Raw genomic sequence first — 18,474 nt, 5'->3', positions numbered from 1 at the left:
TTATCTTGCATTTAGAGCAGAGCCGGCACGGAACCAACCTATCTGCTGTTCGTTATAAGTATGTTGTACTTCAAAACTGTCCCGAGTGCCATCTTCATGGTGCAAAGTCACAGTCAGATGCTTACCTGGAACAAACTCCTTCAAACCTCCGACAGTTATTAAGTCATGTTCCTGCACCTTGTCATAATCCGCTTTATCAACAAAAGTCACTGCCAGCATACCTTGCTTCTTCAAGTTAGTCTCATGAATACGTGCAAAACTCTTTGCCAAAATTACTTTCACATTCAGGAAGCGGGGTTCCATCGCTGCGTGTTCGCGGCTGGAACCTTCTCCATAATTTTCTTCCGCAACAACCATAGAGCCGAGACCTTTCGCTTTATATTGCTTGGCCGTAGCCGATACACTCTCATACGTGTTTGTTAATCGGTTCCATACCTTGTTCGTTTCTCCATTGAAAGCATTTACAGCTCCCATCAACATATTATCGGAAATGTTTTCCAGATGTCCCCGGAAACGAAGCCATGGACCCGCCATCGAAATATGGTCAGTAGTACATTTGCCTTGCGCTTTAATCAGTAAAGGCATATCTGCAAAATCCTTTCCGTCCCATGCCGGAAACGGAGCCAATAACTGCAAACGCTGTGATTCGGGATTCACCTTAATTTCCACCTGTGCACCGGCAGGAGCCAAATAACCGGAATTACCCTGAGTGAAGCCTGCCGACGGCAATTCATCTCCCTTGGGAACGCTCAATTTCACCTTCTCGCCTTCTTGGTTTATCAACGTATCTTTCAACGGATTGAAACATAAATCACCGGCAATAGTCAGAGCCAATACCAATTCGGGCGAAGCTACAAATGCATGTGTATTCGGATTACCATCCGCACGTTTGGCAAAATTACGGTTGAAGGAAGTAACAATCGAATTTTTATGGGCAGGATCATCGGTATGGCGTTTCCACTGTCCGATACACGGTCCGCAAGCATTCGCCATAATAGTAGCCCCAATCTTTTGGAAAGCATCAATCATCCCATCACGTTCGGCAGTGGCTCGAATCTGCTCAGAGCCCGGATTGACAATCAGAGGAGCGGCCACAACCAAATGCTTTTCAGCTACCTGACGGGCAATGGAAGCGGCCCGACTTAAATCCTGATACGATGAATTGGTACATGAACCTATCAACCCGACTTCCATCTTACGCGGATAACCATTAACCAAGACCTTTTCGGCAAACTCTGAAATAGGTGTCGCGGCATCCGGTGTAAACGGCCCGTTGATATAAGGTTCCAATTCGGACAAATTGATTTCAATCACACGGTCGTAAAAAACAGAAGGATTGGCAACAACCTCCGCATCGGCACGTAAATCATTTGCAACATTTTCGGCCATCTCTGCCACAGATTCCCTTCCGGTAGCTTTCAGATACACAGCCATCCGGTCATCATAAGGAAACAATGAAGTGGTAGCTCCCACCTCTGCACCCATATTGCAGATAGTAGCCTTACCGGTTGCTGAAAGAGAAGCAGTTCCTTCTCCAAAATATTCTATAATGGCATTCGTTCCACCTTTCACGGTCAGGATACCGGCCAATTTCAGAATCACATCCTTTGGCGAAGCCCATCCATTCAAGCTCCCGGTCAGATGAACACCAATCAGTTTCGGCATCTTTAATTCCCATTCCATCCCGGTCATTACATCCACAGCATCGGCTCCCCCGACCCCGATTGCCACCATTCCCAATCCGCCGGCATTGGGGGTATGAGAATCCGTTCCTACCATCATTCCTCCGGGAAAAGCATAGTTTTCGAGTACTACCTGATGAATAATTCCTGCTCCCGGTTTCCAGAATCCGATACCGAAACGCGAAGAAACATCCCGAAGGAAATCGTATACCTCACGATTGGTTTCAGTAGCCGTCGCAATATCCGGACCGGCCCCTTTATATGCCTGAATCAAATGATCACAGTGCACGGTGGAAGGTACAGCGACAGAATTCTTTCCGGCATTGATAAATTGCAACAATGCCATTTGTGCCGTTGCGTCTTGCATAGCCACACGGTCGGGACGGAAATTCACATAGTCCTCACCACGTTCATAATTCTTCAGTTGGGCATCATCATAAAGATGCGTATACAGAATCTTCTCAGCCAATGTCAGCGGACGCTGTAACACGGCTCTTACCCGGCTTATCTTCTTTTCGAAAGAAGCATAAAAGGCTCTTAACATGTCCAAGTCATATACCATACCTTCTACTATTTATAATTATTACAGTTTTAAATCAATTTTATTTTTGGCAATATAAGGATAATATTCGATTTCTTGTGTAATCTATAATACGTTTAACAAAATAAAACATAAAGCCCTAACTAGAAGATTATTATTATCTTTGCAATTCTTATAGAAAAAAGCATCATTATGAACCAACATACACCCCTTTCTAATATAATTAACAAACTACAACGCAAAGAGTTGTTGCTAAAGTTAGAATATGATTACGAAAAAGAAACTTTCAGGCAACAGACCGAAGCAATGGGCATCGGCCGCAAAGTGAAACGGGGTATGTGCTGGTATCCCATATCAGCAGGAAGGAGTTACTATAACTCATTGAACCAACTGGTTGTAGAAGTAGAAAGACAAGAAGACAAAGACATAGAACATGTATTTGAGTTCGGCCGTCCGGTATGCTTTTTTACGCAAAATGCATCAGGCCAATTACATTATTTCAATTTTACGGCAACTGTCAACTACGTGGACGAAGACCGAATGGTAATCGTTCTTCCCTCGGCAGATGCATTGCTCAGCATTCAGTCAGCCGAATGGCAATTGGGAGTACAGCTTTATTTTGATGAAACCAGTTATCGGTTGATGTTCGAGGCGTTGGGACAAGTCATCAAAGCAAAAGGGAATCGCCTGGCAGAGTTACGTGAAATTTTTCATGACCATCAAAAGGCGGGAACCTTCAGTTTCGGCTTCACCCGCTTTCCATGGTTAAACAATACACAGGAGGAAGCAGTAAATAAAGTGATGCATGCCAAAGATGTTGCGATAGTCCACGGCCCTCCCGGAACCGGCAAGACTACCACATTGGTAGAAGCTATTTACGAAACCCTTCATCGGGAAAATCAAGTCATGGTGTGTGCACAGAGCAATATGGCTGTCGATTGGATTAGTGAAAAGCTGGTCGATCGAGGTGTTCCCGTATTACGAATCGGAAACCCCACCCGCGTCAATGACAAAATGCTTGCTTTTACCTATGAACGCCGTTTTGAGAGCCATCCCGATTATCCGCAATTATGGAGTATCCGAAAAGCAATACGCGAACTCTACGGACGTTCCCGCAAAGGAGCAGAGCGTGAGAATATCCGGCTGAAAATCAACTCACTGAAAGATCGTGCCACCGAACTGGAAATTCGCATCAACGAAGCACTGTTCGGCGAAGCACGTGTGATAGCCTGCACACTGGTAAGTTCCGCCAACAGAATATTGACAGGACATAAATTCGGTACCTTATTCATAGACGAAGCCGCACAAGCTCTAGAACCTGCCTGCTGGATTGCCATACGCAAAGCCGACCGTGTGATTTTTGCCGGTGACCATTGCCAGCTTCCCCCTACCATAAAATGTATGGAAGCAGCCCGAGGAGGATTAGACCGGACACTGATGCAAGAGATTGCAGACAACAAGCCCGACACCGTATCCTTATTAAAGGTACAATATAGAATGAATGACGAAATTATGCGTTTCTCATCAGAATGGTTCTATCATGGTGAACTGAAATCAGCCCCCGAAGTAAAATATCGGAGTATATTGGACTATGACACACCGATAGAATGGATAAATACAGAAGGAATGGAATGCAACGAAGAGTTTGTAGGTGAAAGCTTCGGCCGCATCAATAAGGAAGAGGCAGCGCTCTCCATTTCCCAACTTACCAACTATATCAATAAAATAGGTAAAGACCGTTTTCTGGAAGAACGGATTGATGTCGGATTAATTTCTCCTTATAAAGCACAAGTACAATATCTCCGTCAACTGATAAAACGAGATGCTTTCTTCAAACCTTACCGACACCTTATCACCATCAATACGGTAGATGGTTTTCAAGGACAGGAACGAGACGTTATCCTTATCAGTTTAGTACGTGCAAATGAAGAGGGACAAATTGGTTTTCTAAATGACTTGCGACGAATGAATGTAGCAATTACACGTGCACGCATGAAACTCATTATATTAGGAGACGCTTCCACACTGACTAAGCATCCGTTCTATAAAAAGTTATATGAATATATTTATTCGTTACAAACTCATTAAAAAAGGTAAGATTCTTTTGTGAAACAATATAATTCAATAACTTTGTGGCCAACAAATTGGAATTGTATTTCCGAATTATGAAAGAACCAACCATAGATCTAATAGCTTTAAGTAAAGGAAACACACAGGCTTTTGACTGTGTGTTCTTACTTTATTATCCTAAAGTAAAAACTTTTATTTATAGTCTGTTGGATAACGAGGAAGAAGCTGAGGACTTAGCACAAGATACTTTTATTAAATTATGGACTGCTAGGACCCAATTATCCCAAGTACAAAATATCAATGCATATATTTACCAAACAGCCAAGCACGTTTTATATACCTTTTTAGATAAAAAGACAAACACCCACACAGTTGGAATAGACAGTGTGCAGGACACTCCCTCTCTCGAACAAGTAGAAGAAATTGTTTATAGCCACGAACTTGAATCATTGATCAATCGTGCTATTGATAATATGCCCACACAAAGAAAGCAAATCTTCTGCATGAGTCGTAAACAAGGAATAAGTAATGAAGAAATCAGTCAACGACTGAATATCAGCAAACGTACCGTAGAAACTCACATATCCATAGCACTAGCCACATTACGGAAAGTTACTTCCGCATTAATGCTCTTCTAAATTTATTGCCTCAGAACTTTCCCTTTTCTTTTTCAAATCATAAAAAATGTAAAATACGCAAAGCACGTTACGTGTATTTATTCCTAACCGGGTCTTATTATTAAAAGACTGGAAGAAATGAAAAAACAACTGATATATCAAATTATCCGTAAACTAGCCGATAGAACATTACCGGCTTCCCAACGTGATATTGTATTACGCTGGTTAACCGGCCCACAAAATACTTCAGAAAAAGAGGAAGCCATGTTTCGACTATGGAATGAAACGAATGGCATAGAAGTTTCAGATGAGTCAGCAAAAAGAGCCTTACAAAATGTAAAGGAAAAACTCAATATAAACAAGTCACGAACAAGACATATCCAATGGATTCAAGTTGCAACTAAATATGCAGCTATCCTTTTATTACCTTTAATAACCGGACTGATAGTTTGGGGAATCATGGAAAACAAAGTGGCAGAAAGTTCGGATATGATAGAATGTTTTGTACCCGACGGCGAACAGAAGACCATCCAATTGCCCGATGGCACCGAAGTGCGGATAAACTCTCATTCCTTATTAATTTATCCCAAACAATTTCATGGAGACTACCGCCACATTCACTTATTGGGTGAAGCCTTCTTCAAAGTGTACCGCAACGAAGAGATGCCTTTTATCATTAGTACCGGTCCACTAAAAATAAAAGTTCTGGGAACACAATTCAACGTAAACTCTTATCCTGATGAAGACTACATCACCACCACTCTGAACGAAGGAAGCGTGAAAGTGTACCGCAGCGACAACGAAGTAAGAGGCATTACCATGAAACCGAACGAAAAACTAATATATAATAATAAAAATAGCACCTTTGAACTGATCCTCGCCAACGCTAAGGAAGAAAGTTCGTGGACTCAAGGAGAAATACGTTTTGACGAACAACCTCTGTCTTACATTCTGAAAACGTTGGAACGTCAGTATAATGTAAAATTCCAATACGGAAAAGACATTCATGTTAACGACTTCTATACATTGAAATTCAAACACCACGAAAACATAGAAGAAGTCATGAATGTATTATCCATCTTGATTGAAAATATTGATTATGAGATAAGTGGAAAGACCATCTTCTTGTTTCAAAAGAAAGGAGGTAAACCGCAATAAAAAAGGATGTCGGAAAGTGCCTTCCACAACAACTTCCCGACATTTGAAACCAGACCCATAGATTTACATTTTCTTACTACGAAAAAGAAATGAAACAAATGAATATTAAACATATAGATCTAATACACAAAGTTATGAATTTAAATTTTAAGAAAGCCTTTTATGTACCATTAAAAAGTGCTAAATTAATAGTCTTTTCTTCTTTGTTTTGGTGGAGTGGTGAAATTTTCGCACAGCAGCAAGTCATTCAACTGCCTCCAAAATCCATCACCTTGCAAGAAGTTTTCCAACAAATAGAAAAACAAACGAATCTGTCTGTCGACTATAAGAAAACAAACTCCACTAAAAAGAGAGTGAACATAACAAGCGGAAATATTCAGGAAGTACTTAACAAGGCTTTACAAGGAACAGGATTGGGATTTCGTTTTGAAGGTCAGCACATCATCATCAGCCCCATAGAGAAAAAATCACAAAATGCAGGCACTCCCAAGAAAGTTTCCGGCAAAATACTAGACAATAACGGTGAACCTGTTATTGGTGGTACCATCCGCTTAAAAGGGACTACAACAGGTAGCATTAGCGATGTTAACGGTAACTTTACACTTGATGCAAAAATAGATGACATACTGGAAGTGTCCTACATCGGTTATGTCACTCAAAATATAAAAGTAGGTAACCAAGACATGCTCACCATTAATCTGGAAGAAGATACCCAAAAATTGGACGAAGTAGTGGTAGTAGGTTATGGTACCAGCACCAAACGTTCGTTAATTTCTTCTGTATCTAAGGTAGAAACCGACGGCATGGAAAAATCACCAGTCGTCAATATAACTGAGTCATTAGCAGGTCGTGCACCGGGTTTAGTAATCCAAGGTAACGGTGGCGGTATTGACAAGTCATCCACCATTACTATCCGTGGTGGTGATACTCCGCTAGTAGTCATTGATGGAATTATTCGTGACTATTCCGATTTCAAGACACTGGCTCCCAGCGACATCGAATCAGTATCTATCCTGAAAGACGCCTCTTCAACAGCCGTGTACGGTTCACGAGCCGCCAACGGTATCTTGCAGGTAGTCACGAAGAAGGGTAAGGAAGGTAAAATGAGCATCGACTACTCATACAATCTTTCATTGGCCCAGCCCAGTGTATACCGTGAGCGTTTGAATTCAGGCCAAATTGCCGAACTGACCAATCAGGCATATAACAATGATGGACTTGACGATTACTTCACACAAGAACAGATAGACAAATACTATGACGGTTCCGACCCCTTGAACTATCCCAATACAAACTGGCGCAAGTTGGTGTTGCGTGACTGGGCTCCTACCCAAAAGCACAACATCACCATGACAGGCGGTACAGAAACCAACAATTATCTGGCTTCATTGGGTTACATCAACCAGGAGTCTCTATACAAAGTGAACTCACACAACATGCAACGCTACAACATACGCCTCAACCAGTCAACCTACATCAAAAGTATCGGGTTGCGTGAGACGGCTTCATTGGACGGTTATGCCCAAGAAAAGACTCATCCGTGGACTTCCACTGCAAGCAACTACTATGGCGTTTTCTCGCATATACAGAACCAATCTCCCATGAGCATTGCCTTGAACAAATTGGGGCTACCCTACACTGGTCCTGACAATCCGGTGGCTGAAACATCCAAAGATGCAGGTTACAGACGCGAGAACCGCAAGATGCTGAACGCCAAGTTACAACTGGAATGGGATGTGCCTTGGGTAGAAGGCTTGAACCTGCGCGGAGCGGTAAACTACAACTACTATATCCGTCGCGACAAGAATTGGCGCAAGGATCCCCCCCAATACGCTTGGGACTCAGATGTTCCGCAGGCTGGAGGTGCGCCGCAATTGAACCGTTACACTGAATCAAACTATTACTATACGTGGCAATGGTTTGCCAACTACAACCGCACTTTCGGCAAGCACACCGTTTCAGCATTGGCTGGTTATGAAGCCACTTACGGATTGAATGAAAACGAAAGTATGGGCCGTTCAAACTACGTGTTCAATATCGACCAATTCGGTTCGGGTCCCGAAGCCACCACGACCATCGGTGCCGGTGAGGGTGAATATGGACGTGCCGGTTGGGTAGGTCAGGCCAAGTACAGTTATGACAACAAGTATTTTGCCGAATTCTCGCTCCGCTACGACGGATCAGACCAGTTCCCGAAAGACAAACGTTGGGGTACTTTTTGGGCAGGATCACTCGGTTGGTCTGTCGATCAGGAAAAGTTCATGGACCCACTCAAAGAAAAGCATATCCTCGACATGCTGAAGCTCCGTGCTTCGTATGGTGAGGTAGGCGCCGACAACTGGGGCGATTCCAGCAACCCATACTACATCTACCGCTACTCTTACCTGTCATCTTATGGTTACAATGGTCAGGGAGCTGTAATTGATGGCAAATATTATGGAACGTTCAGCGAAGGAGGCCCCGCCGCTACAGCTATCACTTGGTTCACTTCCTCACAGACCAACGTGGGTTTCGATTTCGCCTCATTAAATAACCGTCTTTACGGTGCGTTCGATTACTTCTTCTATAGGACAAAAGGATTTATCTATGCACCCGAAGCCAAGAATGTAGGCTACTATGCACCGCTGGGCACATCTCTGCCAAAAGTATCAACGAATGCAGAATTCCGTCGTGCCGGTTATGAATTCCAACTGGGCTGGCGCAGCAACATTGGCGACTTCAAATATGATGTATCGTTAAACTACACCTACTTTAACCAATTATGGAACAACGACCCGAGCGAGAGCATCACTTCACAGATGAATCCCCGCACTCGTCGTGTACAGAATACCGATTATCTAACTACCGGCTACCATTGTTTGGGCTTCTTCACTTCCGATGAGGAAATCCGTAACAGCGCATTACCAGTCAACTCGAAAGACCTGAGACCCGGCGACTTGAAATACGAAGATGTGAACGGTGATGGTGTAATCGATGGATCCGATGCTCAGCGCATTGGCCGAGGCGGATTCCCTCACAGTAACTATGGCATCACGCTGGGTGCTTCTTACAAGGGCTGGAGTGCCAACATCCTGTTCCAAGGTGCAGGTAGTTTCGACATGTATCTAGGCAATGTGATGCAGTATGGCGATGCCGCCACCAAATTCATGCCGATGTATAAATTCATGACCGATACATGGACACCTACCAACACCAACGCCCGTTATCCGCGATTGACTCACAACGCAGGTAACAACAATGGCAATAACAACTATCTGACCAGTGACTTTTGGATGGTCGACGGTAGTTATTTCCGTTTGAAAGACTTCACTGTCGCTTATGATTTCAAGTACAGCCTGTTGAAAAAATGCAAATGGATCACAAAGTTACAGGCAAGCATCAGCGGCCAAAACATTTTTACCATCTCTGAAGCCTTTGATTATGGTATGGACCCCGAGAACGCAAGTCAGGACAACTACGGTTATCCGAACGAACGTGTCATCGCTTTTGGTCTGAATGTTGGATTCTAAAAACAATAAAAAAAGATATGAAAACGAATAAATGGATAAAATATACCTGCCTAAGCGTGGCAGGACTGTTCATGGTCACTTCGTGTGCTGATATCATGGACACCCAACCATTCACCTCTTATGACGAGGAATTAGTTTGGAACTCTAAGGCTACGGCCGATGCTTTTGTAGTCGGTACTTATAGCGGAGTTTTGGGACTAGGCGAGTACAAGGCAAGTGCGGATTATTCGTACCGCACCCCCTATAGCGCACATGATGACTTCGGCAGTTCCGACGGTTTCAACCGCGAAACTTACAACGTGACTTCCGACTTCGGTATCAACAAATTCGGAACCCTGCGTCGTTGCAATATGATCATTGAAAAGGCAGCTACCTCTACCGGCATTCCAGAATCGGAGAAAAAAGCATTGATAGCCGAAGGACATTGTCTGCGCGGTATGGTATTCTTTGCCCAAGCTCAGCAGTTCGGCCGCATCATTCCTGCCACACGTGTATATTCATATCCCGAAGATGTCGAGACATTCAATACATTGGATTTGACTGCCAACCCCACAGAAACTTATAAGTATGTGATGAATGACTTTGATGAAGCTGTTGCCGGATTGCCCGAGACATCGGCAGCTGGCCGTTTGAATGTGTATGCCGCCCACATCCTGCGTTCGCGTGCCGCTTTGCAAGCATACGCTTACACCAAAGACCCTGATTATCTGGCAAAAGCGAAGGAATCCTGTAACGCAGTTATCAATAGTGGAAAGTACCCTTTAGTTACTACGCCGGATGCTTATAAGAACATGTTCCTAGAGGCAGGTGCCTACAATACATCCGAAACCATTTTAGCCTACTACCGTTTGGCCAACGATACGCAGTGTAGTGATATTGTAGAATTAATCCGTACCGTGCCCAACAACAGTAATGATGACAACATCGGAACAGGCGTTACAGACAAGTTCGCTAACCCCGGCGGTGTCCGTGTGTTTGAAGCATGGGGCAATATATTCCCCACTCAGGACTTAGTGGATATGTATTTGGTGAACGATGCCGCTACCGGTGAGGCGTTGCCTTGGTACGAAACCTCTCAGTACAAGAACAATGTAGAGGAACTCGACCCCACCACTTGTACACAAGGTGCCGTTGACTCTTATGAAGGTGACCTGAAAAGATATATGCCGACAGAAGCTGAATCGGCTACAGCCACCGTTAACTGGGGTAATGGGCAGAAGTCAACTGGCATCATCCGCTTTGCCCGGTTGAAAGAAAATTCTGAAAAGAACATCTCTGAATTGATGTACGAAAAGCGCGATGCTCGTTTCTATGGTACCGTGGTATATGACAATTGCGACTGGATGGGCGAACGTGTAACCACTCAGTTTGGCGGAAACCTATGGTGTGGTGCCCGTAAACATGGTATATCTTCACAATTCACCACCACCTCAAGCTACTATTGGCGCAAGTCGGTTTACGAGGTGTCACCGCGTGTATATTATAACAATAAAACCAACTACCATTGGGTGCTCTGCCGCGCAGCCGAAGCATACCTGAATCTGGCCGAAGTGTATCTGTACGAGAAAAATGTACAGAAAGCCGTTGAGATGCTGAATGTAACCCGTACCACTCACGGACAGCTGAAAGCTTCGACTGCCTCAACCCTTGACGAGGCATGGGCCGACTACAAGCGTGAACGTGTCTGCGAGTTCGTATTCGAAGGTTCTAACCTATATTTCAGCATGTTACGTTGGGGTATTGCCAACAGTACCAATGCCACATTCGCCGACGGTTATGCCGACGCTGATGTTGTGAAAGAACTTGAGACTCCCGCAACCAAGATTTATATCTCCGGTGACCGCAAGAAAATGGCAGTAGGCTATATCACATTCAGTGACCAGTACAGCCGTAAGTTTACTCCCGAACACCGCTACATGATGCCCATTCCGCAAGGATTCATCGATGACCGTGCAGCTTATGGCATCACGACGACACAAACTCCGGGTTGGTAATGTTTTGTTTAACGCTTAAAAAAAGAAAATCATGAAGAAAATATATTTAGCTATTCTTGTGATGCTGCCCCTTCTGTTTACGTCCTGCCTGAAAAGCAACTTGGAAGAAATCCAGGTATATCAAGAAGCGAACATCACCAGTATTCGCGGTATGTATTACTACTTTGACATTGAAACAACCCATGACGGGAATGTCATCTTCTCAAAAGGAGACATCTCACGCGCGAATGTACAAATCGATACCGAAGCCGGTAATATCGTGATTGGCAAAGCCACTCCCGCCAAGGCAAACATCACATCGTTCAGCCCGCAGAAAGTGGTGATGATGTTCAACATCTCGACGGCCGCTACCATTGAACCGATTGAAGGATCAGCCAAATTAGGAGTAGAAGCGGATTGGACAGTCGGAAAGACCAACAAATACAAAGTGACCGCAGCAGACGGAAGCAGTAAGGTTTGGTCGGTGACCGTCCAGTCGTATATCACTGAATAATCATCTTATCAATAGGTATTAAAAAGTTTGTTTTTTTGTAATAGCATGTGATTGAGAGGGCGGAAGTCTTGTAAAAACCTTCCGCCCTTTATTCATATGGCCATATCCCCAACAACAGATACTTTAAATACCCCCTTTTTTACTTATTAAAATGAATATTATGAGAAAAGCGCTCTTACTATTGCTTTGTGCATGCTTGGGAGTTCAATTCATCTATGCACAAAAAGGACCGAAACTGTCACTCGCCCCTGCCAAATACCTCATCAACGGACGCATCTGCTACAGCAATCCCGGCGAAAACATGGACTGTCCGTGGCAGGCTCCCGCCACCATGCAAGAGCTATGGGGTTATCACGCCAAGGATTTCCAGTGGAAATCCGGCCGACAGAACGCCGGGCTATCTACAGGAGGTATTAAAGCCGATGTGCTCGCCATCCAGCGGGACGGCTGGAATGCAAACATCCACCAGCAATAGATACTTGTTCCCGTCGGTAGCGAGGAACAGCACCACTACGGTAAAGGCCGAGAAAGACGACAGCTATCCGTACAGCGCGGTCCAGCTCCGATGGAGAAATATGAGATGAAACCCGGTACGTATAACTGCCACTTCCGCATCTGTGCGCAAGACGCAGCCCAAAACTGATTAATCCGATTATTAATAAAAATAAAAGCAGAATCATGAAACATAGATTATTAGTATGTACAGCCTTGTGCATGGCCACCGGTCTGGCACAAGCGCAATATAAAATGAATCTTTCCGATGTCATCTATCCTAAAATAGAATACCTGAAAATGGGGAACGTCGGTCCTGTCGGTCAGGAAATCCGCATCAACAACCTTTACTTGGACAAGGGCGGTGTGCCCCAACTGCCCGTCATGGGCGAGTTCCACTACGCCCGCATGAACCCTGAGTTTTGGAAAGATGCCCTGCTCAAAGCGAAGGCTTCGGGCGTGAACATCGTATCGACTTATTGTCTTTGGGCATTGCACGAAGAGAGCGAAGGCGAACTTTCATGGAAAGGGCACCTCGACCTGCACCGTTTCATCACCCTTTGCAAAGAAATCGGATTGAAAGTCCACTTGCGTTTCGGTCCCTATTGCAATGCCGAAATTGTAAATGGAGGATTACCGATGTGGTTGGTGAACAACAAACAAGTCAAGAAACGCTCGAACGACCCGCTCTACCTAGCATACGTACGCCGTTGGTACGAGGCAGTTTTCCGACAAGTGGAAGGATTGTTCCACAAAGATGGCGGTCCCATCATGGGCTTGCAACTCGAAAACGAATACGTGACTCGCGGCCAGATTATCCCGCACCTCACCACCCTGAAGCGCATGGCACAGGAAATAGGCTTCGATGTGCCTTTATATTCGATGACCCACTGGATGGACTGCGAATATCCCAAAGGCGAAATCGTACCTTATGCCGGCTTCTATATCGAGGCACCTTGGACAACCAACGGCAAGCAGGAAATGCCTACTTCCAACTTCGAGTTCTTCACCTACAACCGTCTGTCGGACAATATCGGTACCGACATCATCAAGATTGAAGGCGAAGTGCAGTCCCTCAGCGGTGAGAACAACGACTCCCCTTTCTTTACTTGCGAAGTAGGCGTAGGCAGTACCACTTTCTACCCTCGCCGAGCCATTGTTCCCGAGGAACTGGCCGGTGAAACCATCAATCTCCGCCTAGGATGTGGCGCCAATCTGATGGGATATTACATGTATGTAGGCGGAACCAACCCTGTGGGAAAACTCCGCACCTTCGAATCGTCGGGTCCCCGTGTAAGCTACGACTATCAGGCCCCCATTCGGGAGAACGGTACGCTAGGCGCAGTGATGCCCGAGACCAAGAAATATAACTATTTCATGAACGACTTCGGTGCCGAACTTGCTCCTACTGTGGCTTACCTACCTAACAGCAACAACAACCGTGACAACCTTCAGTGGGCCGTCCGTTCCAAAGACGATGCCGGTTATTTGTTCTGCTCGAACATCCTTTACCGCCACGAGCGTCAGGCCTTCAAGCACGTGCAGTTCCACCTAAAATTAAAGAATGAGACACTGCATATCCCTAGCAAAAAAATAACTGTAAAAGAAGGTACTTATTTCTTATGGCCGTTCAACCAAACCATGGGTAAGGTGCTGCTGAAATATGCTACTGTACAACCCATCTGTTCACTGAAAGAAGGAAAAAATCAGACGTTCTTTTTCTTTGAGGATGACCAAATCGGCGGCGAGTTCCTGTTCCAAGGTGACAACATCAAGGAAGTGACCGTCAACCGGGCCGTTTGCCAGCGGAAGAAGAACGGTTACTTCATCGACCAGCTCCAGGCCGGCAAGGATTGTGTCATCACCATCACCAAAAACGATGAAACCAAAGTCCGTTTTGTGGTTTTGACCGAAGAACAGTCGGATATGCTGTGGAAGGGCAAGACAAAGAACCGGGAATTTGTAGCATTGACTTCCTCATCCCTAATCTATAACGACCAGCACATCACCCTGATTGACGATGCTCCCCAAACCAGCATCGACCTGTATGACAACGGTACTTTCCAGACCCGAAACTTCAAGGGTGATACCCGCCGGCTGAATGCAAACCTCCGTGCGTTGCGTCCTATGGAACACAGCCGTTTCATCGCTCCGGCCGAAGGAAGCAGTGTGACCCGTACTTTCCAGCTCCAACGCTTTGCCGAAGTACAGAAAGCCTTTGTACGTATGAGCGCTCCCCAAGGCACGGCCTTCAGCCTCAATGGGCAGACGGTACAGATGCAGGATTTAGTTGACTACCAGCGTGCAGATGTAACTAAGCTTTTGCGCAAGGGAGAAGCCAACGCACTGACCTTGACAGGCATGGACGCACAGAATGCAGCCGTGGCCGAAGTGGAAATTCTCATGACCAACGGCGAACGCATCCTGTGGAACACTGATGCCACCTGGACTTCCGCCCAAGGCAAAGTGCCTGCCGTAGTGAAAGAAGGAACCTTGCCCAAAGCCTTCGCTCCCGAAGAACATCTGGCAGTCTATGAGTTGAACGCACCCGCACCCGTACGTGGTGAAGAAGAGACCCGTATGTATATACGCTACAAGGGTGATGTGGCCAATGCCTACATCAACGGCCAACTGGTAGCCGATAATTTCTATGACGGAGCCGACTGGATTGTCAGCCTGAGCCGTCAGAAGTCCACCATTGACGCCAACCCCATGGTCATCCGCATTGACGGTCTGAAGACTGCCGACGCTCCCATCTACTTCGAAAAGCACATCGACCCCTCACTCTGTGTGCAGCCGGAACTCAATGAAGTGGAAGTAAAACAGGAATATCGTTTTACCTTTTAATCATATTAATTCCTACTCATAATGAAACGACTCAAAAAATTTTCAATCGCTTTGCTTTCGGCAACCGTCCTTTCGGCTACCGCCCAGCAAAGTACATACACCTATTCCGTACCCGACAAGCCTTGGGGCGAAGGAATGGGTAACCACCGTGCCGTCATAGAGGTAAAGAGCCCCGCCGAAGCAGTGGAACTCCGTCTGGACTGGCGACGTGGCGACGACGCTTCGAACCAAAAGCGATTCCTGATTATCAACGCACAAACCGGTGACACAATCCCCAACGTGCAGAAACTTCAAGTAAACAATGAAAGCTGCGACATCGTATTTGGTCCCATAAGCAAGGCAGGCACCTATTATTTCTACTACTTGCCTTACCGGGTACAACCCGGACAAGGTAGCTACTGGTACGGCTATCTGAACGATGTACCCGCCGACTCGGTATGGGCATCCACAACAGCCAAGGCGACAGACTACCCGCGTGCCGAGGTGAAACGCATCGAATCGCGCACGGCCTTCGACAGTTTCTACCCCATGGAAGTCATCGCCACGGCCGACGAGGTAAACGCATATGTCCGCAGCCACAAACAGACCTGGTTTGTTTTTCCCGAAGACCGAAAAAACCCCATCCGCATGCGCCGACACCTACCCTTGCAGTGGATGAAGGCCGTACCGGGAAACACCTTTGCAGGAACAGCAGCCCCCAACGAGTACTATGCGTTCCAATTAGGCGTGTGGAGTCCGTCCATCGCGCTGGACAACGTGCGCTATGAAGCATCAGAATTTACGAATGGCACCACCGTACTGGGCAAGGACCGCATCACCTGCTTCAACACCGAAGGCATCAATCCGGCCGGCAAGCCTTTCACTAAGAAAGTAAACGTGGCCAAAGGACAGGTACAACCCCTGTGGTTCGGACTGGACATTCCCGAGGACACCCCTGCCGGTACCTACAAGGGAACCATCACCGTAAAGGCCGACCACCAAGTAGATCAGCGCATCCCGGTAGCCATCACCGTGAAAGGTGCCCCCATCGCCGAACGAGGTGACAACGAACCGTGGCGCCACAGCCGACTGCGCTGGCTGAACTCCACACTGGGTATGGCGGATACCCCTGTCCTGCCCTATACCCCGATGGAAAGCAAGGGGGATGCAATGAGCTGCCTGGGACGTGACGTGACCTTGAGTCAAACATCCGCCCTGCCCCAACAGATTAACTCCTGGGGCACCGACCTACTGAACAATCCCATCGCCTTCATCGTGGAAACCGAAGAGGGCATCCGGCACTACGAGGCAAAACCTGTGATCGCCGAACAGACGGCCGGCCACCACACCTGGACCTGGAAGGCCGGAGATGCAGCCCTGGAACTGACCTGTACCGGACGCATGGAGTTCGACGGATGGATGAAATACACCTATACACTGACTCCCCAAAGCGACCTGAAGGTGAAGGACGTACGCCTTGAACTTCCCGTGAAATCCGAAGTGGCCTCCTATTTCCTCGGTGCCGGACTGCCGGGACAGAATACTCCCGCTGCCTACGAAGGCAAATGGGACACCCCCGAAATGACGGTCAACGACCACGGCGTGTCCATCCCCGTGAACAAGCAGGCCAACTGGCTGTGGCCTTTCGACAGTTTCTGGATGGGAAATACCAAGGCCGGAATCCACTGCGAACTGCGGGGTTCTACCTATAGCGGCCCGCTGTTGAGTGCCTACCGTCCCGCCTATCCGACTAGCTGGCACAACGGCGGCAAGGGTGGTTTCCGTCTCAAGAAAGAAGGTGCCACAACCCGCATGACCATATATAGCGGTGCGCGTACACTTAAAGCAAACGCTCCCATGGACTTCGAATTCGCCTTCATCGTCACTCCCGTGAAACCTCTCAACCTGAAAAGCCAGTTCACCGACCGCTACTACCACAACGGTGCGAAACCCACACCAACCGATGACGACGTGAAGGCAGGCGTGAAAATGATCAACATACATCATGCCAACGAGTATAACCCTTACATCAACTATCCTTTCCTGAGCGGTGATAAACTGGTACCTTTCATCAAGGAATGGCACAAGAGGGGATGCAAGGTGAAACTCTACTACACTTTGCGCGAACTGACCAATGTAGTAACCGAAATCTGGGCCATCCGCAGCTTGGGCGACGAGATTCTGCGTGATGGACGCGGAGGCGGCTATCCCTGGCTGCGCGAACACCTGATGACCGGATACACCCCCCAATGGTACCAGCATTTCGACGATGAAACGATGGTAACGTCCGCCGATGCAGCCATCCTCACTTCGGAAAGTGACTCGCGCTGGTACAACTACTATATCGAAGGCCTCCGCTGGATGGTGCGCCACTATGACATCGACGGACTATACCTTGACGACGTATCGTTCGGCCGTGACATCCTGCAACGGATGCGCCGTGCCATGGAAGAAGTGAAACCCGGATGCATCATCGACCTACACTCGAACACCGGATTCTCGCGCGGACCTGCCAACCAATATGCCGAGTTCTTCCCCTACATCGACAAGACCTGGTTCGGCGAAAGCTTCCTATACGACCGCATGACACCCGCCAACTGGCTCGTAGAGTCGAGCGGCATCCCTTTCGGACTGATGGGCGACATGCTGCACCGCGGCGGCAACAAATGGCTGGGAATGCAGTACGGCATGACTGTTCGCCATCCCTGGCTCACCGAAGGAGTGGTGTGCGACCCGCGTGTGATATGGAAGGAATGGGACAAGTTCGGTATCGCCAAAGCCAAGATGACCGGCTTCTGGGAAGACAACGTGCCCGTGACGGCTGATGACGAAGCGGTGAAAGTCACCGTCTATCAGCGTGGCAAAAAGTTCCTCCTCTCCATAGGCAATTACTCGGACGAAGTAAAGCGCGTACACCTGAACATCAACTGGAAGAAGCTGGGCATACGCCCGCACAAGGTACGATTCACCATACCCGCTATCGATACCTTCCAGCCTGCCTTAAAACTGTCCGAAGGCGAAGAACTAAGCATCGAGCCCCGCAAGGGATGGCTCATCTATGTAGAATGACAGTCATCCAAACTGCTGTTTGC

Annotated in this window: 10 protein-coding genes; 9 read left to right on the top strand and 1 reads right to left on the bottom strand. The window is 46.9% G+C overall.

Annotated elements, in window-relative coordinates; genetic code table 11:
- Complete coding sequence (locus IR173_RS08490; RefSeq protein ID WP_237039223.1) at positions 1 to 2,244, bottom strand: aconitate hydratase; 2,244 nt, start codon at positions 2,242 to 2,244, stop codon at positions 1 to 3.
- A gap of 171 nt (positions 2,245 to 2,415) precedes the next feature.
- Here IR173_RS08490 and IR173_RS08485 point away from each other — a divergent pair, with 171 nt between their 5' ends.
- The 9 genes from IR173_RS08485 to IR173_RS08445 all read left to right on the top strand — a co-directional run bounded on the left by IR173_RS08485 (position 2,416) and on the right by IR173_RS08445 (position 18,451).
- Positions 2,416 to 4,311, top strand: coding sequence for an AAA domain-containing protein (locus IR173_RS08485; RefSeq protein WP_237039222.1), 1,896 nt, complete (start codon positions 2,416 to 2,418; stop codon positions 4,309 to 4,311).
- A 77-nt stretch (positions 4,312 to 4,388) separates the two neighbouring features.
- Positions 4,389 to 4,931 (top strand): RNA polymerase sigma-70 factor, encoded by a 543-nt coding sequence (locus tag IR173_RS08480; protein WP_237039221.1) that lies wholly within the window; start codon positions 4,389 to 4,391, stop codon positions 4,929 to 4,931.
- 117 nt (positions 4,932 to 5,048) lie between these two features.
- Positions 5,049 to 6,068: a FecR family protein gene (locus IR173_RS08475; protein WP_237039220.1), complete on the top strand. Its 1,020-nt coding sequence runs from the start codon at positions 5,049 to 5,051 to the stop codon at positions 6,066 to 6,068.
- Between the two features lie 134 nt (positions 6,069 to 6,202).
- On the top strand, positions 6,203 to 9,577 hold the full coding sequence (locus IR173_RS08470; protein ID WP_237039219.1) for a TonB-dependent receptor: 3,375 nt from the start codon (positions 6,203 to 6,205) through the stop codon (positions 9,575 to 9,577).
- A 17-nt stretch (positions 9,578 to 9,594) separates the two neighbouring features.
- A complete protein-coding gene (locus tag IR173_RS08465) occupies positions 9,595 to 11,571 on the top strand; it encodes a RagB/SusD family nutrient uptake outer membrane protein (protein ID WP_237039218.1) in 1,977 nt (658 codons plus the stop codon).
- A gap of 31 nt (positions 11,572 to 11,602) precedes the next feature.
- Entirely contained in the window at positions 11,603 to 12,064 is a 462-nt protein-coding gene (locus IR173_RS08460) for a DUF5018-related domain-containing protein (protein WP_237039217.1), read from the top strand.
- A 160-nt stretch (positions 12,065 to 12,224) separates the two neighbouring features.
- Positions 12,225 to 12,539 carry a hypothetical protein gene (locus tag IR173_RS08455; protein WP_237039216.1) on the top strand — a complete coding sequence of 105 codons (315 nt, stop codon included), beginning with the start codon at positions 12,225 to 12,227 and terminating at the stop codon, positions 12,537 to 12,539.
- Positions 12,540 to 12,742: 203 nt separating this feature from the next.
- Entirely contained in the window at positions 12,743 to 15,403 is a 2,661-nt protein-coding gene (locus tag IR173_RS08450; RefSeq protein WP_237039215.1) for a beta-galactosidase, read from the top strand.
- 21 nt (positions 15,404 to 15,424) lie between these two features.
- Positions 15,425 to 18,451, top strand: coding sequence for a glycoside hydrolase domain-containing protein (locus tag IR173_RS08445; RefSeq protein WP_237039214.1), 3,027 nt, complete (start codon positions 15,425 to 15,427; stop codon positions 18,449 to 18,451).
- Positions 18,452 to 18,474 lie beyond the last annotated feature (23 nt).

It is taken from the genome of Phocaeicola faecalis (genome assembly GCF_021730445.1).
In the GTDB taxonomy this organism is placed as follows: domain Bacteria; phylum Bacteroidota; class Bacteroidia; order Bacteroidales; family Bacteroidaceae; genus Phocaeicola; species Phocaeicola faecalis.
The sequence above is the reverse complement of the archived record's forward strand: the minus strand, read 5'-3'. Positions and strand labels throughout refer to the sequence as shown.

Coding starts and splice junctions, on each gene's coding strand:
- IR173_RS08460 (WP_237039217.1), top strand. CDS start 11,603: ATGAAGAAAATATATTTAGCTATTCTTGTGATGCTGCCCCTTCTGTTT.
- IR173_RS08475 (WP_237039220.1), top strand. CDS start 5,049: ATGAAAAAACAACTGATATATCAAATTATCCGTAAACTAGCCGATAGA.
- IR173_RS08485 (WP_237039222.1), top strand. CDS start 2,416: ATGAACCAACATACACCCCTTTCTAATATAATTAACAAACTACAACGC.
- IR173_RS08480 (WP_237039221.1), top strand. CDS start 4,389: ATGAAAGAACCAACCATAGATCTAATAGCTTTAAGTAAAGGAAACACA.
- IR173_RS08470 (WP_237039219.1), top strand. CDS start 6,203: ATGAATTTAAATTTTAAGAAAGCCTTTTATGTACCATTAAAAAGTGCT.
- IR173_RS08445 (WP_237039214.1), top strand. CDS start 15,425: ATGAAACGACTCAAAAAATTTTCAATCGCTTTGCTTTCGGCAACCGTC.
- IR173_RS08490 (WP_237039223.1), bottom strand. CDS start 2,244: ATGGTATATGACTTGGACATGTTAAGAGCCTTTTATGCTTCTTTCGAA.
- IR173_RS08450 (WP_237039215.1), top strand. CDS start 12,743: ATGAAACATAGATTATTAGTATGTACAGCCTTGTGCATGGCCACCGGT.
- IR173_RS08465 (WP_237039218.1), top strand. CDS start 9,595: ATGAAAACGAATAAATGGATAAAATATACCTGCCTAAGCGTGGCAGGA.
- IR173_RS08455 (WP_237039216.1), top strand. CDS start 12,225: ATGAGAAAAGCGCTCTTACTATTGCTTTGTGCATGCTTGGGAGTTCAA.